The 18,278-nt window shown below is 73.3% G+C and carries 23 protein-coding genes; 14 read left to right on the top strand and 9 right to left on the bottom strand.

Annotated features, from left to right (window positions below):
• Positions 1 to 40: 40 nt before the first annotated feature.
• A complete protein-coding gene (locus tag AC069X_RS10105; protein WP_478726968.1) occupies positions 41 to 646 on the top strand; it encodes a hypothetical protein in 606 nt (201 codons plus the stop codon).
• Between the two features lie 196 nt (positions 647 to 842).
• Here AC069X_RS10105 and AC069X_RS10100 read toward each other — a convergent pair whose 3' ends face one another.
• The 3 genes from AC069X_RS10100 to AC069X_RS10090 form a co-directional block, all read right to left on the bottom strand.
• Positions 843 to 1,211 (bottom strand): response regulator transcription factor, encoded by a 369-nt coding sequence (locus AC069X_RS10100; protein WP_478726966.1) that lies wholly within the window; start codon positions 1,209 to 1,211, stop codon positions 843 to 845.
• A 280-nt stretch (positions 1,212 to 1,491) separates the two neighbouring features.
• Complete coding sequence (locus tag AC069X_RS10095) at positions 1,492 to 1,767, bottom strand: hypothetical protein (protein ID WP_478726965.1); 276 nt, start codon at positions 1,765 to 1,767, stop codon at positions 1,492 to 1,494.
• A 9-nt stretch (positions 1,768 to 1,776) separates the two neighbouring features.
• Positions 1,777 to 1,998 (bottom strand): hypothetical protein, encoded by a 222-nt coding sequence (locus AC069X_RS10090; protein WP_478726963.1) that lies wholly within the window; start codon positions 1,996 to 1,998, stop codon positions 1,777 to 1,779.
• A 271-nt stretch (positions 1,999 to 2,269) separates the two neighbouring features.
• Here AC069X_RS10090 and AC069X_RS10085 point away from each other — a divergent pair, with 271 nt between their 5' ends.
• On the top strand, positions 2,270 to 3,250 hold the full coding sequence (locus AC069X_RS10085) for a LuxR C-terminal-related transcriptional regulator (protein WP_478726962.1): 981 nt from the start codon (positions 2,270 to 2,272) through the stop codon (positions 3,248 to 3,250).
• 72 nt (positions 3,251 to 3,322) lie between these two features.
• Here the strand turns inward: AC069X_RS10085 and AC069X_RS10080 are convergent, their stop codons facing one another.
• Both AC069X_RS10080 and AC069X_RS10075 read right to left on the bottom strand, forming a co-directional pair.
• Positions 3,323 to 4,540 (bottom strand): FAD-dependent monooxygenase, encoded by a 1,218-nt coding sequence (locus AC069X_RS10080; protein ID WP_478726960.1) that lies wholly within the window; start codon positions 4,538 to 4,540, stop codon positions 3,323 to 3,325.
• Positions 4,541 to 4,671: 131 nt separating this feature from the next.
• Positions 4,672 to 5,715 carry an aldo/keto reductase gene (locus AC069X_RS10075; RefSeq protein WP_478726958.1) on the bottom strand — a complete coding sequence of 348 codons (1,044 nt, stop codon included), beginning with the start codon at positions 5,713 to 5,715 and terminating at the stop codon, positions 4,672 to 4,674.
• 97 nt (positions 5,716 to 5,812) lie between these two features.
• Between AC069X_RS10075 and AC069X_RS10070 the strand changes: the two genes are divergently transcribed.
• Positions 5,813 to 6,466 carry a TetR/AcrR family transcriptional regulator gene (locus AC069X_RS10070; RefSeq protein WP_478726956.1) on the top strand — a complete coding sequence of 218 codons (654 nt, stop codon included), beginning with the start codon at positions 5,813 to 5,815 and terminating at the stop codon, positions 6,464 to 6,466.
• Between the two features lie 258 nt (positions 6,467 to 6,724).
• Here the strand turns inward: AC069X_RS10070 and AC069X_RS10065 are convergent, their stop codons facing one another.
• On the bottom strand, positions 6,725 to 7,117 hold the full coding sequence (locus AC069X_RS10065; protein ID WP_478726954.1) for a TOBE domain-containing protein: 393 nt from the start codon (positions 7,115 to 7,117) through the stop codon (positions 6,725 to 6,727).
• Between the two features lie 209 nt (positions 7,118 to 7,326).
• Here AC069X_RS10065 and AC069X_RS10060 point away from each other — a divergent pair, with 209 nt between their 5' ends.
• On the top strand, positions 7,327 to 8,196 hold the full coding sequence (locus AC069X_RS10060; protein ID WP_478726952.1) for a SigB/SigF/SigG family RNA polymerase sigma factor: 870 nt from the start codon (positions 7,327 to 7,329) through the stop codon (positions 8,194 to 8,196).
• A 139-nt stretch (positions 8,197 to 8,335) separates the two neighbouring features.
• Here the strand turns inward: AC069X_RS10060 and AC069X_RS10055 are convergent, their stop codons facing one another.
• On the bottom strand, positions 8,336 to 8,797 hold the full coding sequence (locus AC069X_RS10055) for an ATP-binding protein (protein WP_478726950.1): 462 nt from the start codon (positions 8,795 to 8,797) through the stop codon (positions 8,336 to 8,338).
• A gap of 450 nt (positions 8,798 to 9,247) precedes the next feature.
• On the opposite strand from AC069X_RS10055, the gene AC069X_RS10050 reads away from it, so the two are divergent.
• The gene (locus AC069X_RS10050; RefSeq protein ID WP_478726948.1) at positions 9,248 to 10,609 is read left to right on the top strand and encodes an aminotransferase class III-fold pyridoxal phosphate-dependent enzyme; all 1,362 of its coding nucleotides are present in this window, start codon (positions 9,248 to 9,250) and stop codon (positions 10,607 to 10,609) included.
• A 263-nt stretch (positions 10,610 to 10,872) separates the two neighbouring features.
• Positions 10,873 to 11,790: a factor-independent urate hydroxylase gene (gene pucL, locus AC069X_RS10045; RefSeq protein WP_478726947.1), complete on the top strand. Its 918-nt coding sequence runs from the start codon at positions 10,873 to 10,875 to the stop codon at positions 11,788 to 11,790.
• Between the two features lie 141 nt (positions 11,791 to 11,931).
• On the opposite strand, the gene AC069X_RS10040 is transcribed toward pucL, so the two are convergent.
• Positions 11,932 to 12,375, bottom strand: a complete 444-nt coding sequence (locus AC069X_RS10040; RefSeq protein ID WP_478726945.1) for a histidine phosphatase family protein — start codon at positions 12,373 to 12,375, stop codon at positions 11,932 to 11,934.
• A 240-nt stretch (positions 12,376 to 12,615) separates the two neighbouring features.
• On the opposite strand from AC069X_RS10040, the gene AC069X_RS10035 reads away from it, so the two are divergent.
• The 7 genes from AC069X_RS10035 to AC069X_RS10005 all read left to right on the top strand — a co-directional run bounded on the left by AC069X_RS10035 (position 12,616) and on the right by AC069X_RS10005 (position 16,737).
• Positions 12,616 to 12,831, top strand: coding sequence for a CbtB domain-containing protein (locus AC069X_RS10035; protein ID WP_478726943.1), 216 nt, complete (start codon positions 12,616 to 12,618; stop codon positions 12,829 to 12,831).
• A 40-nt stretch (positions 12,832 to 12,871) separates the two neighbouring features.
• A complete protein-coding gene (locus AC069X_RS10030; protein WP_478726941.1) occupies positions 12,872 to 13,630 on the top strand; it encodes a CbtA family protein in 759 nt (252 codons plus the stop codon).
• Between the two features lie 50 nt (positions 13,631 to 13,680).
• Positions 13,681 to 13,926 carry a hypothetical protein gene (locus tag AC069X_RS10025; protein WP_478726939.1) on the top strand — a complete coding sequence of 82 codons (246 nt, stop codon included), beginning with the start codon at positions 13,681 to 13,683 and terminating at the stop codon, positions 13,924 to 13,926.
• Between the two features lie 133 nt (positions 13,927 to 14,059).
• A complete protein-coding gene (locus tag AC069X_RS10020) occupies positions 14,060 to 15,070 on the top strand; it encodes a PucR family transcriptional regulator (RefSeq protein WP_478727024.1) in 1,011 nt (336 codons plus the stop codon).
• Between the two features lie 321 nt (positions 15,071 to 15,391).
• Positions 15,392 to 15,970, top strand: a complete 579-nt coding sequence (locus AC069X_RS10015; protein WP_478726937.1) for a class F sortase — start codon at positions 15,392 to 15,394, stop codon at positions 15,968 to 15,970.
• A 106-nt stretch (positions 15,971 to 16,076) separates the two neighbouring features.
• Positions 16,077 to 16,433, top strand: coding sequence for a hypothetical protein (locus tag AC069X_RS10010; protein WP_478726936.1), 357 nt, complete (start codon positions 16,077 to 16,079; stop codon positions 16,431 to 16,433).
• Positions 16,434 to 16,491: 58 nt separating this feature from the next.
• A complete protein-coding gene (locus tag AC069X_RS10005) occupies positions 16,492 to 16,737 on the top strand; it encodes a hypothetical protein (protein WP_478726934.1) in 246 nt (81 codons plus the stop codon).
• An 86-nt stretch (positions 16,738 to 16,823) separates the two neighbouring features.
• Here AC069X_RS10005 and AC069X_RS10000 read toward each other — a convergent pair whose 3' ends face one another.
• On the bottom strand, positions 16,824 to 17,237 hold the full coding sequence (locus tag AC069X_RS10000; RefSeq protein ID WP_478726932.1) for a hypothetical protein: 414 nt from the start codon (positions 17,235 to 17,237) through the stop codon (positions 16,824 to 16,826).
• Positions 17,238 to 17,400: 163 nt separating this feature from the next.
• On the opposite strand from AC069X_RS10000, the gene AC069X_RS09995 reads away from it, so the two are divergent.
• Positions 17,401 to 18,228 carry a hypothetical protein gene (locus AC069X_RS09995; RefSeq protein WP_478726930.1) on the top strand — a complete coding sequence of 276 codons (828 nt, stop codon included), beginning with the start codon at positions 17,401 to 17,403 and terminating at the stop codon, positions 18,226 to 18,228.
• Positions 18,229 to 18,278 lie beyond the last annotated feature (50 nt).

The following is an 18,278-nucleotide window of genomic DNA, read 5'->3' as shown; positions in this document are numbered from 1 at the left end:
GAGAAGATGTAGAACCCACGTACATCAGGAGGAAGCACCCGTGGAAAAGACCACCCCCCGCCCCGTCTTCCGCACCCGGCGGGAGCAGCTCCGCAACGGCGGCAGGGGAGCGCTGATCGGCACGGCCTTCGGGCTGATGTGGTTCTCCCTCGGCCAGCCGGCCGTCGGCGGCGCGGCCCGGCCCGCCGTACTGGCCGGCGGTCTGGTCCTGCTGGCCGCGAGCGCGGCCGCGGTGGTACGCCTCTTCCTGCTGGCGCGGCGCACCCCGGCCGGGGAGAAGGGCCTCCCGGTGAAGCCCGCGCCCGCCGGCGGGCCGAAGTTCATCACCGTGGTGATCGTCCAGGCCGTCGCCCTCGGGGTGGGCAACGGCTTCATACGCAACTCCCTGCACCGGCCGGAGCTCATGCTGACCTGGTCGGCACTGGTGGTCGGGGCGCACTTCTTCCCGATGGCCCGGAGCCTGAGCGCCCCGGTGCTGCGGGTGGTCGGCACCGCGATGATCGCCACCGTCGGCCTCGCGGCCCTGGCCACGCTGCTGCCGGGGGCGACCGAGACCGTCTGGCAGAGCGTGCCGGGCATCGGCTGCGCGGCCGTGCTGTGGGCGGCCGGAGCGGTCACGGGCCTGCGGGCGGGCCGCAAGGCGTAACTCCCGCCGGGGAGAAGCCGGGACGGCGGACGGCGGACGGAGCACGCCGTATCGGCGGACGGCGCCCGGAACACGGCGGAACGGCGGAACGGAACACGGCGAAGGACGCCCGGGAATCCCGGGCGCCCTTCGCCGTGTTCGCCGTGTTCGCCGTCGCGGACCCTGCCGGCCGTCACGGCACGTGCCCGGCGCGGCCTCAGATCCAGCCCTGTTCGACGGCGATGCGGGCCGCGTCGAAGCGGTTGCGGCCGCCGAGCTTCTTGATGGAGGCGGAGGCGACGTTGCGTACGGTGCCGGCCGCCAGGTAGAGCTCCGCCGCGATCTCCTTGACGGTGGCCCCGCCCGCCGTGAGCCGCAGCACCTGCGACTCCCGGGCGCTCAGCGGGACCTCGGCGCCGAGGCCGCCCATGACCCCGCTCGCCAGCGACGGGGCCATCGTGACGCAGCCGGCCGCCACGCCCTTGAGGGTGGCGATGAGCCGGGGCAGGCCCGTGTCCGTCGGGACGATGCCGTGCACTCCGGCGGCCATGGCCCGCCCCACCACCGCAGGGCGATTTCCGGCCATCATCAAAACGATTCCGCAGGCGGGCACTCGGGCCCGTACCGCCGATGCGAGACGCAGTACGTCATCGCGCACCGGTGTTTCCTCCAGCAGAACGACATCGGGCGAATGCCGGTGAACAAGTGATAGGACCTGCTGGGGCTCGGTTCCCGCAGCGACGACCTCTATGCCGCCGGCCGACCGGAGGGCCTCGACAAGAGCCTCCAGAAAGAGAATCCGGCCGCCGCCGACAATGACGCTGATAGCCATGGTGAATCCCCTGAATGAACCGCGGGACCGTGTTCTACCGTTCGGCTTCCACGGTCCAGCCACTGAGCTGTTGGGTTATCTCCAGTGCCCGGCGGCAAATGCTGTCGCCTGACGCCGGCGGTTCCAGTGCATCGGAAACCGTTTGGAAGAGGACGAGCTCGACGTGCCCGTCGGAGGGACGGACCGCCACGTGCTCCAGACCGTCCGAAGGGATGGCCACGGCCCGCAGCAACGAGGCGAGGAGCAACGGATCCGGCTGGTCGGCCGTCCCGCCGGACGGTGCGCGCAGGGAAACCGCGGTCATAAGCATGGCGGTCGACTAATCCCAGTTCAGGTTGTACGCGACGGCGCGGGCGCTCTCCAGCGGAGCGTCCGAGTCCGCTGCGACGACGTCCCAGTCGAGGTGGGACAGGCCGGAGGCGGCGACCTTGATTTCCTGCTCCTGCTGGACATGTGCGGCCCCGGAGACGAGGAGACCGGCGGCCAGCGCGGCCAGCGCGGCCATGGAAGCGGCACCGGAAACACGACGGAAGTACTGCATGGTGGTTTCCCCCTGGAAAAGCGTTCGTAAAGCGGGAGTCATGCCGGGCGTTCGACGCCGGGCGCTCCTTCGTTCTGCGTCCAGCTTGCTTTACGGAAGACCTCAAGCGGAAGCCGATCCGCTGGCAGGAAGAACCACGTGGCAGGTCGGTGCCAACTTCTCCCCGAACCGCCCCCCGCGCTGGCGACCGGGCCGCGCGGTCTCATATGTTGGCCACTTCGGCGCGGCGCTCGGCAAGAAGAGCGCGCGGGGGACCGAACGGGGAACGACAATGCTCGAACTACTGGGGCTGGACGCACAGACAGCCGACGTCTACCAACTGATGCTGGCCAATCACGCGTGGGGCGTGAGCGAACTGGCGCGCCGCCTGAAGGTGGCGCCGGCCGACATCCGCGCCTCCCTGGAGAAGCTCACCGACCTGAAGCTCCTGCACCGCTCGCCGGTGGGCAACGAACTCCAGCCCAGCGACCCGGCCCGGGGCCTGCGGGAACTCCTCAACCAGCGCAAACGCGAGCTGGAGGACCGGCGGGAGGCCGTCGCCCGCTGCGAGGCCGACATGGCGGCCGTGCTCAGCACCTACACCGAGCTGTACACGGGTCAGCCCCAGCGCGTCGCCCAGCAGTTCCTGGGGGTGGAGTCGGTGCAGCACCGGATACGCGAACTGGCCACGGGGGCGGCCTCGGAGTGCCTGACCTTCAACCCGGGCGGGGCCCAGTCCCGCGGCAGCCTGGAGGCCAGCAAGCCCCTCGACCGCGAGACCATCGACCGGGGTGTCCGGATGCGGACGGTCTACCTTGACAGCGTCCGCAACGACGCCGTCACCCGCGAGTACGCGGAGTGGCTCACCGATCTCGGCGGCGAGGTGCGCACCGTCCCCTCGCTGCCCGTACGGATGCTGATCTTCGACCGGAGGACCGTCATCGTGCCGGCCGACCCGGAGAACACCCGCAAGGGAGCGGTGGAGCTGACCGAACCCGGCGTGGTGGTCGGCCTCGCCGGGCTCTTCGACCAGATCTGGGAGTCGGCCGCGCCCCTGGGGACGCGCCAGGACCGCGACGACCGCGGCCTGACCCGCCAGGAGAAGGAACTGCTGAAGCTGCTGGGCAGCGGGCTCACCGACGAGGCCGCCGGACGCCAACTGGGCCTGTCCCTGCGCACGGTGCGCCGGATGATGGCCGAGCTGATGAAGCGCCTCGGCGCGGGCAGCCGCTTCGAGGCGGGCCTGCGGGCGGCGCAGCGCGAGTGGATCTAGGAGCGCCGCACCGCTCGCGGGCCCGCCCCGCGTCAGGGTCGCCCGTCAGGGCGCTCCGTCAGGGGCGCTCCGTCAGGGGCGCTCGTACTCCTTGACGGTGATGGCGTTGGCCGCCCGGTGGATCGGCTCCAGGACCTTCGCCATCATCCGCTCCTTGCCCGGCAGCCGGTTCATCAGCGCCAGCACCCTCAGCTGGATCCGGACCTGGCCGCTGCTCCGCATCACCATGCGCTTGACGTTGGCCGGGCCGAGCTTCTGGTTCGCCTCCACGAAGGGCCGCATCAGGTCCTCGTACGCGGCGAAGGCGGCCTCGTGGCCGCCCCCGGCGGCGGCGAGCTCGCCGGCCAGTACGTAGCCTCCGACCAGGGCCAGGCTGGTGCCCTGGCCGGAGGCCGGTGAGGCGCAGTACGCCGCGTCGCCGACGAGTACGGTCCGCCCCCGCGACCAGCGGTCCATCCGGACCTGGCTGAGGGAGTCGAAGTAGAAGTCGGGCGCGTCCGCGAGCCCCTCCAGCAGCCGGGGCACCTCCCAGCCCTCGCCCGCGTAGGCCTCGGCCAGCAGCCGCTTCTGCGCGCCGGGGTCGCGGCGGTCGTACTCCAGCGGGCCGGAGGCGAAGAGGAACATCGCCTTCGCGCCGGTGTCCTTGGCGGTGCTGTAGGTGAGCGCCGTCCGGTTCGGGGAGACGTACGTCAGCTCCCACCGGTCGAGGTCGAGGTGGTTGGGGACGCTGTAGATCGAGACGTAGTAGCCCAGGTCGTGGACGAAACGTTCCTCCGGGCCGAAGGCCAGCGCCCGGGTGGGGGAGTGCAGCCCGTCCGCGCCGACCACCAGGTCGAACACCCGGCGCTCGCCGCTCTCGAAGACGGCCTCGATCCCGTCGGCCCCTTCCTCCAGGGAGGCCACCGAGTCGTCGAAGAGGTAGTCGGCCTCCCCCTTGGTGAGGTCGTACAGGATGCGGTTCAGGTCGCCGCGCAGGATCTCGGCGTCCTCCCCCGCCCGCCCGCCGAAGGTGTCCCCGTCCATGCTCGCCACCCGCTTGCCGGTGGCGGTGACGATGGAACCGCCCCGGACGTCGGTGCGTTCGCGGCGGACCTCCTCCATGACGCCCATCCGCTTGACGACTTCCAGCGCCGCGCCCCGGACGTCGATCTTGTACCCGCCCTCGCGGAGGGCGGGCGCCCGCTCCACCACCGTGGGCCGGAATCCGTGCCTCACCAGCCAATAGGCCAGCGTGGTGCCCGCGATGCCCGCGCCGGACACCAGCACGCGCCGGTTCTTCACCTGTTCCATGGAACCCCCGATCGGCCGACCGCAGCCCGCCGGTCGTCGGCGACCGGCGGCACGCCCCGTGTGCGGCAGGGCGCCTGGACCCTATGCTCCGAAGAGCCGTTCCGGCCACGGGTTCGGCCAAATCAAGACGCTCAATTGCGGTTCAGCAGCGAGGGGTTGAGCCGCGCGAAGCCCTCCTGGCGCTCGTACGGGAAGTACGGGTACGGCGCCGGCCGGTGGCTGGCGGCGTCGAGCCGGGCGACCTGCCCGGCGCTCAGCTCCCAGCCGACGGCGCCGATGTTCTGCCGCAGCTGCTCCTCGTTGCGGGCGCCGACGAGGACCGTCGAGACGGTCGGGCGGCGCAGCAGCCAGTTGATCGCCACCTGGGGGATGGTCCGGCCGGTCTCCTCCGCGATCTCGTCGAGGGCGTCCACCACGTCGTACAGGTACGCGTCCTCCACCGGCGGGCCGTAGTCGGCGGTCTCGTGCAGCCGGCTGCCGGCCGGCAGCGGACGGCCGCGGCGGAGCCTGCCGGTGAGGCGGCCCCAGCCCAGGGGGCTCCACACCATCGCGCCGACGCCCTGGTCGTGGCCGAGCGGCATCAGCTCCCACTCGTAGTCGCGGCCGACGAGGGAGTAGTAGACCTGGTGGGCCGCGTAGCGGGGGAAGCCGTGCCGGTCGGCGGCGGAGAGGGACTTCATCAGCTGCCAGCCCGCGAAGTTGGAGACGCCGACGTAGCGGACCTTTCCGGAGCGGACGAGCTGGTCGAGGGTGGCCAGCACCTCCTCGACGGGGGTGGCGGCGTCGAAGCCGTGCAGCTGGAAGAGGTCGATGCGGTCGGTGCCGAGCCGGCGCAGGGCGCCCTCGACCGCGCCGATCAGGCGGGAGCGGGAGGTGCCGTACTCGCCGGGGCCGTCGCCGGTGGGCAGGCCCGCCTTGGTGGAGATGAGGACCTGGTCGCGCCGGCCCTTGACGGCCCGGCCGAGGACCTCCTCCGAGGCACCGGCCGAGTAGACGTCGGCGGTGTCGAAGAGGGTGATGCCCGCCTCCAGGCAGATGTCGACGAGCCGACGCGCCTCCTGGGCGTCCGTGCTGCCCCAGGCGCCGAAGACGGGGCCGCTGCCGCCGAAGGTGCCGGCTCCGAAGCCGAGGGCTGGGACCTTGAGGCCGGACGAACCGAGCTGCCTGTATTCCATGACGGACTCCTCCCGGTGAGCGGTAATGGCACCGCAGACCCTTTAAGGTGATCCCAACGTAACAGCCGAAGGCCGCTAATGGAACCAGGGAACCGTTATGACGTTGCCGAGCGATGCCGCAGGAGCAGGGGACACGGGAGACGTGTCCGCCGAGCCGGGGACCGTGCGCCCCGGGGGCCGGACGGCCCGGGTACGGGCCGCCGTGCTGGAGGCGGCCGGCGACATGCTCGCCGAGCAGGGCTTCCACGGGCTGGACCTCGCCGAGGTCGCCCGGCGGGCCGAGGTCGGCAAGACCACCGTCTACCGGCGCTGGGGCACCGTGGCCGGCCTGGTCGCCGACCTGCTGACGGACATGGCCGAGCAGTCGCTCCCGCGCACCGCCACCGGCTCACTGGAGCAGGACCTGCTCGCCAACGCAGAGCTCGTCCGGCGCACCCTGTCCGACCCGCGCCAGGGCCCCCTGTTCAAGGCCGTCATCGCCGCCGCCACGGGCGACGCCCGGACGGCCGAGGCCCTGCACCGCTTCTACGAGGTCCGGGTCGCGGAATGGGCGCCCTGCGTCCAGGAGGCCGTCGCCCGGGGCGAGTTGCCCGAGGGCACCGACGCCGCCGAGGTGGTGCGGGCCGTCTCCGCCCCGCTGTACTACCGGCTGCTGACCACGGACGCCCCGCTGGACGAGGCCGCGGCCCGGCGGGCGGCCGGGGCGGCGGTGGCGGCGGCCCGCGCGGGGGCCTTCGTACGGACCCCGTAGGAGGCCCCGGCGACGATTGTCAGCCTGCGCCGGTGGGACGGGACATCACCGTGGTCTTCGCCGGCACCACCGGCACCACCGGCACCTACGCGTGGCACTTCTGGCCGGCCGGGACCTTCCGGGGCGTCACCGGGCTGATGCGCGAGGGGCGGGATCGTCACCGGGGCCGCCGCCCGGAGCTGGGGGCTGATCGGGCTCCCGTACGGAGGCCGGTCCGGCAGGCGGCCGGCAGGCGCCCTCAGGTGCGGAAAGGCGCCCTCAGGTGCGGTCGACGAAGACGCTGGTGGACTTCACGCGGGCGGTGGCGCGCATGCCGACCTCCAGGCCCAGCTCCTCCACCGCCTCCCGGGTCAGCAGCGACACCACCCGGTGCGGGCCCGCCTGGATCTCCACCTGCGCGCCGACCGAGCCCAGCCGGATACCGGTCACGATGCCCGGGAAGGCGTTGCGCGCCGAGGTGTACGGGGCGTCCTCGTCCTCCCCCGCCTCCTGCGCGACCTCCACGCAGAACGCCGCCAGGTCCGGCCCGTCGACGATCCTCCGGTTACCCTCGCGCCGCGTCGGGAAGCGGCCGGCGTCCGCCCAGCGGCGGGCGGTGTCACTGCTGACGCCGAGCAGCCGGGCTGCCTGTCCGATCGTGTAGGACTCCATGCACCGCAGCGTAGGGGCTGCCCGGCCGCCGCGGCGGGGCCGGTGACCAGCACTTTCACCGTGGTGGCGGTTTCACGTGAAACATCGCGGAGGGAAAAGCGGGGGTATCGACGGTTAGGGCCGGGTATATCCCCATGGACGGTGACGGCCCCAATCTCGCATGACCCCTGCCCGCGACCCGGGACCACCCGCCGGAGGAGCGCAGAGCGATGGAGCGTACCGAGCTCGAACACGACGACCGGAACGGAAGCACCGACCGCACGGAAAGCACCCCTGACCGTTCCGGCCACACCGACCACCTGGACGCGGCCACCCTGGAGGCCAGGGCCCTTTCCACGGCCTTGTTCCACCGGCTTGCGGAGCTGGACGAAGGCACGTCCGACTACTCGTACGTCCGCAACACCCTCGTCGAGCTGAACGTCAGCCTCGTGAAGTACGCCGCCCGGCGTTTCCGGGGCCGCAGCGAGCCGATGGAGGACATCGTCCAGGTCGGCACCATCGGCCTGATCAAGGCGATCAACCGGTTCGACCCGGAGCGCGGGGTGGAGTTCACCACCTTCGCGATGCCCACCATCAGCGGAGAGATCAAGCGGTTCTTCCGCGACACGAGCTGGGCGGTCAAGGTTCCCCGCCGGCTCCAGGAGCTGCGCATCGACAGCGCCAAGGCCCACGACGCACTGGAGCAGGGCCTCGGCCGCGAGCCCACCGACGACGAGATGGCGCGGGCGCTGCATGTGACGCCGGAGGAGTTCAGCGAGGGCCGGAAGGCGGCCAGCGCGTACTCCGCGCGCTCCCTGGACGCCCCCGTGCAGGAGGACTCGGAGCGCGACCCGGTCGCGGAGCGGTCCTCGCTCGGCGAGGAGGAGCCCGCGTACGACCGGATCGAGTGCCTGGAGTCCCTCAAGCCCATGCTGGCCGGGCTCCCCGAGCGGGAGCGGGAGCTGCTGTCGCTGCGGTTCGGGCAGGAGCTGACCCAGTCCGAGATCGGGGCCCGGCTGGGCCTGTCCCAGATGCACGTGTCCCGGCTGCTGAACCGCACCCTGACCCAGCTGCGCGGCGGCCTGCTCACCGACGCCTGACCCGCCGCCCGAACCACCGCCCCCGGAGGGCTCGGGGCCTCGTGGCCCGGCGGCTCGGGCGGGCCGGCGGCGCGGGCGGCTCATGCGGGGCGCGAGGCTTAGCGGGCCAGGCTCAGGCGCGAGGCTGAGCGGCCCGGGCTCAGGCGCCGGCCGGGCCGCCGTCCGCCGAGGGGCCGCCGCCGGCGCCGGGGGTACCCGGGGCGGGTGCGGGCACCTCCAGCCAGACCGTCTTGCCCGGGCGGCCGTCCGCCACGGGCTGCGAGCCCCAGCTCTTCGCGAGGCGCTCCAGCAGGATCAGCCCGTGCCCGCCCGGCCGGGAGCGGTCCCGCTCGACCCGGCGCACCGGCGCTTCGGGGCTCCCGTCGCTCACCTCGACCCGCAGCACGCCCGGACTGTGCCGCAGCACGAGCTCGCGCGGGCCGCCGGCGTGCAGGCAGGCGTTGGTGACCACCTCGGAGACCAGCAGGAGCACGTCCTCCTCGGCCTCCGTGCCCTCGGGCCACAGCCAGTCGGTGAGGGCGCGCCTGGTGAAGTCCCGGCACCGGGCCACGACCCCTGCCGTGGCGCCGCCGAGGACCAGCCGCCGCGTCTGCTCCGCCACAGGCTCTCCCGTCTCCGACGCCGCTCCCCCGGCGCCGCACCTACCCCCGGCCGGGACGGACAAATCCCGCGCGGGTTCCACGCTACTGCCGAGTCGGCGGTGGCGGCGTGACGCGCGGCGGTGCGGGGCGCGTCCGGGGCGGGCCACGGCAGGCGGCCTCGAAGGGGCCTCGACAGCGGATCGACGGGCGCCACGAGCGCGGGTCGACGGCGGACGGAAGGCGCTCCGGTGGCGGCCGTGGACCGCCCCCGGAGGGCTGTGCGGGGGCCGTCAACGGCTCCCACCATGGGTTTTCCGCCGTTCTCCCCCGTGGAGCGGCCGGTCCGAGGGACGCTATGCGGGCTTCCCGGACCCGTCGAGGACCCGGCTCGGGATCCGTCAAGTCGCCCGCCCGGGGTGTCGTGACCGAGGCAGCCCGGTGTCCACATCCTGGACAATTACCCTCGATATATGAACGCAGAAGCCGCCGCCCCCGCCGCTGTGAAAGACGCCGTCAAAGAAGCAGACCGGAACCACGTTTTCCATTCCTGGTCGGCGCAGGAGCTCATCGACCCGCTCGCCGTGGCCGGGGCCGAGGGCTCGTACTTCTGGGACTACGACGGCAACCGCTACCTCGACTTCTCCAGCGCGCTTGTCTACACCAACATCGGCTACCAGCACCCCAAGGTGGCCGCCGCCATCGCGGAGCAGGCGAACAGGCTCTGTACCCTCGCCCCCGGCTTCGCCGTGGACGTCCGCTCCGAGGCCGCACGCCTCATCGCCGAGCGCACCCCCGGCGACCTCGACAAGATCTTCTTCACCAACGCCGGCGCCGAAGCCGTCGAGAACGCCGTACGGATGGCCCGGCTGCACACCGGCCGGCCCAAGGTGATGTCCGCGTACCGCTCGTACCACGGCGCGACCACCACCGCGATCAACCTCACCGGCGACGCCCGCCGCTTCGGCAACGACGGGGCGACGGCCGGCGTCGTCCACTTCTGGGGCCCGTTCCTCTACCGCTCGCCCTTCCACGCCACCACCGAGGCGCAGGAGTGCGAGCGCGCCCTGCGCCACCTGGAGGACACGATCGTCTTCGAGGGGCCGCAGTCCATCGCCGCGATCATCCTGGAGACCGTCGGCGGCGCCCCCGGCGTACTCGTGCCCCCGGCCGGCTACCTGAAGGGCGTGCGCGAGCTCTGCGACCGCTACGGCATCGTCTTCATCCTCGACGAGGTCATGGTCGGCTTCGGCCGCACCGGCACGTGGTTCGCCGCCGACCACTGGGACGTCACCCCCGACCTCCTCTGCTTCGCCAAGGGCATCACCAGCGGCTACGTGCCGCTCGGCGGCGTGGCCATCTCCGCCGCGATCGCCGAGACCTTCGCCCGCCGGCCCTACCCGGGCGGTCTGACGTACTCCGGGCACGTGCTGGCCTGCGCCGCCGCCGTCGCGACCGTCAACACCATGGCCGAGGAGGGCATCGTCGAGCAGTCCGCGCGCACGGGCGCCGAGCTGCTGGGCCCGGGCCTGCGCGAGATCGCCGAGCGGCACCCGTCCGTCGGCGAGGTGCGCGGCATGGGCACCTTCTGGGCCCTGGAACTCGTACGGAACGCGGAGACGCGCGAGCCGCTCGTCCCGTACAACGCCTCCGGTGCCGACAACGCGCCGATGGCCGCCTTCGGCGCGGCCCTGAAGAAGGGCGGCCTGTGGCCGCTCCTCGCCGGGAACCGCATCCACGTCGCCCCGCCGTGCAACATCTCGGCCGAGGACGTCGCCAAGGGGCTGGCGATCCTCGACGAGGCCCTGACCGTCACGGATGCGCACATGGCCTGACCTGCGCGGCTGTGCGGTCGCCCAATCCGTGGGTGCGGGTGTTCGGATGATCCGTGCGGTGGTTAACCCGCCGTACACATGCTGCAATCCGTGCAGTACCACTCAGCACCTACGGACCGGGATGCACGTCAGTCCCGGGGCGGTCCTCCGGGGCCGAACGGCGGGGAGCGCCACGCCCTTCCAGGAGGGCGGGCGCTGGACGCCGGGCGTACGGGATCCAGAACAACGGACTCCGTGTTCCCGAGTACCCGAAGGAAGACAGCATGAGCAAGCACGTCCTGGGCCAGAACCAGTACGGCAAGGCCGAGAACCGCATCGTCGTGGTGACCCGCAAGGGCAACGACGGCTCCTGGCACGAGATCCGCGACCTGAACGTGTCCGTCGCCCTGCGCGGTGAGTTCCGTGACGTCCACCTGACCGGCGACAACGCCAACTGCCTGCCGACCGACACCACCAAGAACACGGTGTACGCCTTCGGCAAGGAGCACGGCATCGCCTCCCCCGAGGCCTTCGGCATCCTCCTCGCCAAGCACTTCGTCTCCTCCCAGGCCCCGATCCGCGAGGCGCAGATCCGCATCGAGGAGTTCGCCTGGGAGCGGATCCCCGTCCCGACCCGCAAGGAGCAGCACTCCTTCGTCCGCAAGGGCCAGGAGGTGCGCACCGCGCAGATCACCTACAGCGAGACCACCGGACTCCAGGTCATCTCGGGCCTGAAGGACCTGACGGTGATGAACTCGACCAACTCCGAGTTCCACGGCTTCATCAAGGACAAGTACACGACCCTCCAGGAGGCGTACGACCGCATCCTGGCGACCAAGGTCACCTCCCGCTGGGCGCACTCGGCGCTGGCCGCCGACGACGCCGGGTACGACTGGGACCAGTCGTACAAGAAGGTCCGCAAGCACATGCTGGAGGCCTTCGCGGAGACGTACTCCTACTCGCTCCAGCAGACCCTGAACCAGATGGCCGAGCGGGTGCTCGACAACTGCCCGAAGGTCAACGAGGTGCGCCTCAACCTGCCCAACAAGCACCACTTCCTCGTCGATCTGGAGCCCTTCGGCCTCAAGAACGACAACGAGGTCTACTTCGCCGCGGACCGCATGTACGGCCTGATCGAGGGCACCGTCCACCGTGACGGCGTGCAGCCGGTGATCGCCACGTCCGACTGGATCGTCGCCTGAGGCGGTCGGCCCCTGCCGTTCGGCCCGGACCGCGTCGCGGGGTCCGGGCCGTTCCGCGTGCCCGGCGGTCCGGGGCCCGCTGACTCGGGGCCTGGGCGTCCCGGTGTCCGGGGGGCCCGGGGCCCGGTGTCCCGGCGGGGCCTACCCGGGCTGTCCCACGAGGAGGTTCCAGCGGCCCGCGCGCCCGCTGAGGACCGTCACCGTGTCCGGCCGTACGTCGAGCCGCCAGAAGGCCTCGGCCGGCAGCTCCAGCGCGGCCACCACGGCCGCCCGTACGACGGCCTGCTCGACCACCGCGTGGTGCCGGCCGGGCCCGAGGCCCGCCAGGTGCCTCCCCGTCCGGCGGATCAGCTCCGCCACCGGCTCCCCGCCGCCCGGGGGCGCGTACCCGGGGTCCGTGAGCCAGCGCCGGAGCCCCTCCGGGTCCTCGGCGGCGACCTCCTCCAGGGTCCGCCCCGCCCACTCCCCCATGGCCGGCCCGGCCAGGCCCTCGTGGCCGGGGCACGGCGCCCCGCGGCCGAACCGTCCCTGCCGGGCGGCGGCGTCGAGCGGGGGCGTGGTCAGGTGTACGCGTACGGATGCCATGCGGGGAGCGTAGAGCGCACGCCCAGGGCGTGAAACGGCGGTCACGCGCCGTGGTGTTCAAGCCACGAGCGCGGTACGGTCGCGGACGACAGGCCGAAGGCACGGCGGAAGTACCGGTGGGAATCCGGCACGGTCGCGCCACTGTGAGTCCTCCCGCGGCACCGGGGAGGGAAGTCAGACCCGCCGCCTTCGAACAGAGCACCACTGACCGGGACGCGTGTTCCCCCTGGAGGTTCTGCAATGGCCCACACCGCCGCGCCCGCACCGGCCCCCGCCGCCCTCGCCCCCATCTCCCTCTCGGCGCTGGCCCCCTGGGCCGCCTTCGCCGCGGTCCTGGCCCTCGTCCTGCTGTACTTCGTCGGCATCGAGCAGGGCGCCACGGCCGTCTTCCAGGGCGAGACCGTCCACGAGTGGCTGCACGACGGCCGCCACCTGCTCGGTTTCCCCTGCCACTGACCCCTCTGATCACCCACACGATCACCCGAGGGGTTCCCGCGTGAACAACGTCTCCCCCCGTGCCCTGCTGGTGCGGGGCATGCTGGCCGGCCTGCTCGCGGGCGTCGCCGCCTTCCTCGTCGCGTACCTGCTCGGCGAGTCCAAGGTGGACGCGGCGATCGCCATCGAGGAGGCCGGCGCGACCGCCACCGGGCACCACCACGGCGACGAACCGCCGGTGAGCCGGGCCCTCCAGGCCACGGCCGGCCTCGGCACCGGCGTCCTGCTCTACGGGGTCGCGCTCGGCGGCATCGCCGCGCTCGTCTACTGCTTCGCCCTGGGCCGGATCGGGCGCTTCGGCGCCCGGGCCACGGCGGCCCTGGTCACGGGCGGCCTGTTCGTCACCGTGACCCTGGTGCCGTTCTTCAAGTACCCCGCCAATCCGCCCGCCGTCGGGGACCCCGACACGGCCGCCCGGCGGACCGCCCTCTACCTGATGATGATCGCCCTGAGCCTGCTGCTGGCGGCGGGCGCACTGATCCTGGGCCGGCGGCTGGCGCCGCGCCTGGGCCACTGGAACGCCTCGGTCACGGCCTCGCTGGTCTTCGTGGCCGCGGTGGGCGTCGCGTACGCGGTGCTGCCCGGGACCAACGAGGTGCCGGCGGGCTTCCCCGCCGCGCTGCTCTGGGAGTTCCGTCTCGCGTCGCTGGCCATCCAGGCGGCACTGTGGACGACTTTCGGCCTGGCCTTCGGTTTTCTAGCCGAACGCGCTCTTGCCCCTGCGGCCACACCCAAGGAGGCTGTACAGCCGACGAGTTGAGCGCGACACACCTGTTGCGCGTGTGACGGGTGTGGAGGTGGGATCCGGCGATGCGGTCCGCGATCCGGGAATGGCGCGGCTGGACCGGCGCCGCGCCGTTCTGGCTGAACTCGGTACTGCTGCTCCTGGCCCCCTTCACCGCCGTCACCCTCCTCGCCCAGATCGGCGTCATAGGCTCCCTGGCCGCCCTCGGCGGACTGGCGCGCCAGCTGTGGTTCGGGGACTACGGCCACTCCGCGATGCACCTCGCCGCCGCCCTCATGGGGGTGGCGACGGTGGCGGTGGTGGTCGGCTGACCTGCCCTTCCCTCCGCCTCCCCCGCCCTGATCGATCTTGGTGCGGGGGAGAATGACGTTTCGGACGGACCGGGGGGCTGGTGTGGAGTCAGGGCGGGACATACCCGAGGAGTATCTGGACGGGTACCTGCGCATGCTCGCGGAAGCCTCGGCCACCGGCCGGCCCCCCGGCCGCGAACAGCTCGACGCCCGCCGCGCGCTCGGCGAGCGGGCCGCCGGGGCCGGGTACGGACTGCGCGGCCTCATCGGCGCCCACCTCGCCGCCACCCGCGCCGCGATCGCCGGCCACCCCGCCCCCGACCCCGTGCTGGCGGCGGCCGAACAGGCCGTGGACGCCTTCGCCGAGGGGTACGAGCGGGCCCCCGGGCACCCCGGCCGCCAGGAGGGGCTGGCCCGGAGGGAGTTCGTCGACGACCTCCTGCTCGGCGGCTGCGACCCCGCCCGCCTCGGCGAACGCGCCGCCCGCTTCGGACTCCGCCCGGCGCGGCCGCACGCGGTGGCCGTCGCTGACGGCCCCGGGTCCTGCCGGGACGGCGGCCCCGAACAGCTCCGGCTGGCGGCGGCCCTGACCGCGCGCTTCGGGGACGGGCGGTTCCTGCTCGCCACCAAGGACGGCCGGCTCGTCTGCGTGGCACCGGGCGACCAGGACGACGTACTCGCCGAGTTCGCGCGGCTGGCGTACGCGGACCCCGGCGGCCGCCGGCCCGTCGCGGTCGGGCGCCCGCACCCGGGCGCGGAGGGGGCCGCCGCCTCGTACCGGGAGGCCCTGGACGCGCTCGGCCTCGCGGACCGGCTCGGCCTCGAAGGGCCGCTGCTGCGCGCCGCCGACCTGCTGGTCTTCCCGGTGCTGATCCGCGACCGGGCGGCGATGGCCGAGCTGGTGCTGACCGCCCTGGGCCCGCTGCGGGCCGGACGGGGCGGGGCCGTACCCCTGCTGGAGACCCTGACCGCGTACTTCGACTCGGGGTGCGTGGCGGCGGAGGCGGCCCGGCGGCTGGACCTGAGCGTGCGGGCGCTGACCTACCGGCTGGAGCGGATCCACCGGCTGACCGGGACCGACCCCGGGGATCCCGTGCGGCGGTACACCCTCCAGACGGCCGTGATCGGAGCCCGGCTGCTGGACTGGCCGGCCCGCCCGCTGTAGACGGCGGGGCGGCGGCGCAGCGGGGACGGCGCGCGGGGGGCGGCGCAGCGGGGACGCCGCGCAGGGGGCGTGTGCGGGCGACGCGGCGGCGTGCCGGGGCGCGTGCCGGCGGGCCGCTCGCTCCTCACCCGTTCGGGGGTAGCGGCCCGATCGGACGTGTACGGCCGATGCACCCGTCGCCAACTGGGAGGAAACGACCGGTGCGGTGCGGGGAACGCATGACGCGCCGTCATTTCCGGTGCGGGCGGCGATGTGCGGACGTACGGGGAGCGGTCCACTGCTCCCAGGAACCGGCCGCCCGAGCCGGACAGGAGGAATGCCATGTCCCGCGCCCAGTGGGCCGTCGCCGCGCTGACGGTCACTCTGCTCTGCACCGGTGTAGGTCTGTTGCGCGGCAGCGCGGGTGCCGAGCCGACGGCCTCCGCCGTCACCGACGCGCTGCCCTCGCGGGCCCTCGGCCTGTCCGGACACCGTCGACTCGTGCGCGGGCTGGAGCAGTCCGGAGCGCACGGTCCCGGCGCCGACCGCCGGACGGTGTCCGCCCCGGCGATGCGGGCAGCCCCGCCGCTGCGGCTGCGGATCCGCAGCCTCGGGATGGACCTCCCGCTGGCCCGGGGCCCGCAGGACACCGAGGGCGCGGCCGGCTGGGACACCGAGGGCCCGGCTCCCGGATCCGCCGGCACCGCTGTGATCACCGGCAACGGGCTCCCGCTCGGCGGGCTCCGGCGGGGCCGCGTCATCGAGATCCCCCGCGCGGACCACCGTACGGCCGTGTTCACCGTCGAGCGGGTCTCCCCGCACCCCGTCACGGTGCCGGCCGGGGGTGCCGGTATCGCCCGGCTCCGGCTGGTCAGCGGCGAGACCTCCGTACTGGCCCGACTGACCGGACCGTTGCGCTGAGTGACGGATACCCCTTGTCAGCCCGTGGGGTGTCTTGTGTCCCCCGGTCGGGGGCTTCTGTGGGTTATACGGAGAGTCACTCGGCGTGTCGGGGCATGCAGGGCTCATGAACGGTGCGCGGTACGCGCGGACAGCGCTGGTGCGGGCCCTGACGGTGGCCTGTGTGGCCCTGCTGTGCCTGTTCGGTGCCGGTCCCGCGGCGACGGCCACGGCCGGCGCGGAGCCCCGTCCCATGTCCTCCGCGCCGGCCGACCCCACCGAGGGCAAGTCGGAGCCGGCAGGGGATCCGGTCGGCCGCGCGGCACTGCGGACCCCGGTCCGCGTCGCGCCGGCCGTACGGCGGCTGCCCTCGCGGATGTTTCACGTGAAACAGGCGGGCCGGCCCGCCCGGGCGGCTTGCTGCGCGTCGGGCGAACCGGTCCCGTCCGGGCGGGCGGTACGGAGTGTGGTGCTGCGCTGCTGACCGGGCCGAGCAGCGGACGCGACCCCCCACACACACCGAACCACCGTGAGGTTCCGCCATGCCCATCGACCCGTACGCCGCCCTGAACGCCATGCTCCGTGCCGAGGCCGCCCGCTTCTCCCCGCCGGCCCGGAAGGACGGCCAGGACCGGCCCGCCGCCGAGCGCACCGCCTCCGAGCACACCACCTCCGACCGCGCCCTCACCGACCACACCGTCCCGCAGCCCGCGACCGCCGAGGCCGGTGCCATGACCGGGTCCGGTACCGAGCCGCAGCGGGACCAGCCCGCCGGCTCGGCGGCGTAACGGCAGCCGAAGGCGCCGGTTCCCGCCCCTCGCGAGCGGTGCGGGAACCGGCGCGGGGCCCGGCCTCCGGGCGCCGGCCCCCGTCGTCAGTCCTCCCGCGTGTAGTACCGGTAGAAGGCCGCGATCCCGACGCCCAGGCCCACGAACAGGCCGACGGTGGTGGCGCGGAGCACGGACTCGTTGGTCAGGCTGTGCAGGTAGCCGGCCGCGACGCCGCCGAACACGCCGTACGCGGCGGCGCGCAGCTCCCGCCTCATCCTGGGGCCGACGCGGGCGAGGGCGTACATGCAGGCCGCGAAGAGCACGCCGCACAGGATCCCGTAGAACACGTTGCCCGCGTCGACCGGGCCCATCTGGCGATTGATGAAGGCCGCCCAGACGCCGTACACGAGGCCCATGAGCAGCGCGCGTATCAGGCGGTTCCGGTCGGTGTGCCGGTCCGCGTCCGCCGACGTCATCGGGCGGTGCCGCCGGGGAGCAGTGGGTGCCGCATGTGCCATGGCGGGGCTCCTCTCTTCCACCCTCAAGGGCACACCCGGCACCCGGGAGCGGCAAGTGGATCACCCGTCCGGGCGGTCCGCGCCGCGCTGCGGGAGGGAATCCGGGCCCCGGACGCAGCAGCAGGGGTGGCGCCGCCCACCGCGCCCGCCTTTCCCTGGTGACGTGCGCACCTACCTGTCGGCGGCCCTCATCGTGCTGGTGGCCCTGCTCGTGCCCGCGAGCGCGGTCGCGTACTGGGCCGACCGCCGGCTGGGCGACGCCGACCACTACACGGCGGCCATGGCCCCGCTCGCGAAGGATCCGGCGGTCCAGGAGGTGGTCGTCACCCAGGCCACCCGGGCCCTGTCCGGGCAGATCGACGCGGGCCCCTTCCAGGGCGCCGTGGACACGCTGATCGGCGAGGCCCTGCGCTCCTTCGCCGGCACCCCCGCCTACCGGACCGCCTGGGAGACGGCCAACCGGGCCGCGCACACCGCCTTCCTCGACGCCCTGGAGACCGGGCACGGGGACGCCGTCACCGTCGACCTCGCCCCCGTGATCGCGGAGATCAAGGGGGAACTGGTCGCCGACGGCGTGCCCTTCGCCGACCGGATCCCGGAGACCCACCTCTCCGTGAAGGTCATGGAATACGACAACCTCGGTGCGCTCCGGGAAGGGTTCCACGTGCTCCAGATCGCCGGAGTCTGGCTCCCCGTGCTGACCGTGCTGCTCGCCGTGGCCGCGGTGGCTGTCGCCGTCCGGCGCCGGCGCGCCCTCGTCGCCACCGGTGCCGGCCTGGCGGCCGGAGCCGTACTGCTGTGGATCGCGGTCGGCGTGTGCCGCCGCATCACCCTCGACGACCTGCCCGCCGACGTCGACCGGCCCGCCGCCGCCGCGGTGTACGACGCGCTCACCGCCTTCCTGCGGACCACCGCCTGGGTGGTCCTCGTCCTCGGGCTGGCCACCGCGCTGGCCGCATGGGTGACGGGCCGGCTACGCCGCACCCCATAAGCTCGGAAGGTACCCATCCTCCGCAGAACTCCCCAGAACAACCGATTCGC

Source organism: Streptomyces sp. NPDC043896 (assembly GCF_056435605.1).
Note: the sequence above shows the minus strand (reverse complement) of the source record. Positions and strands in the feature narration are given on the sequence as shown.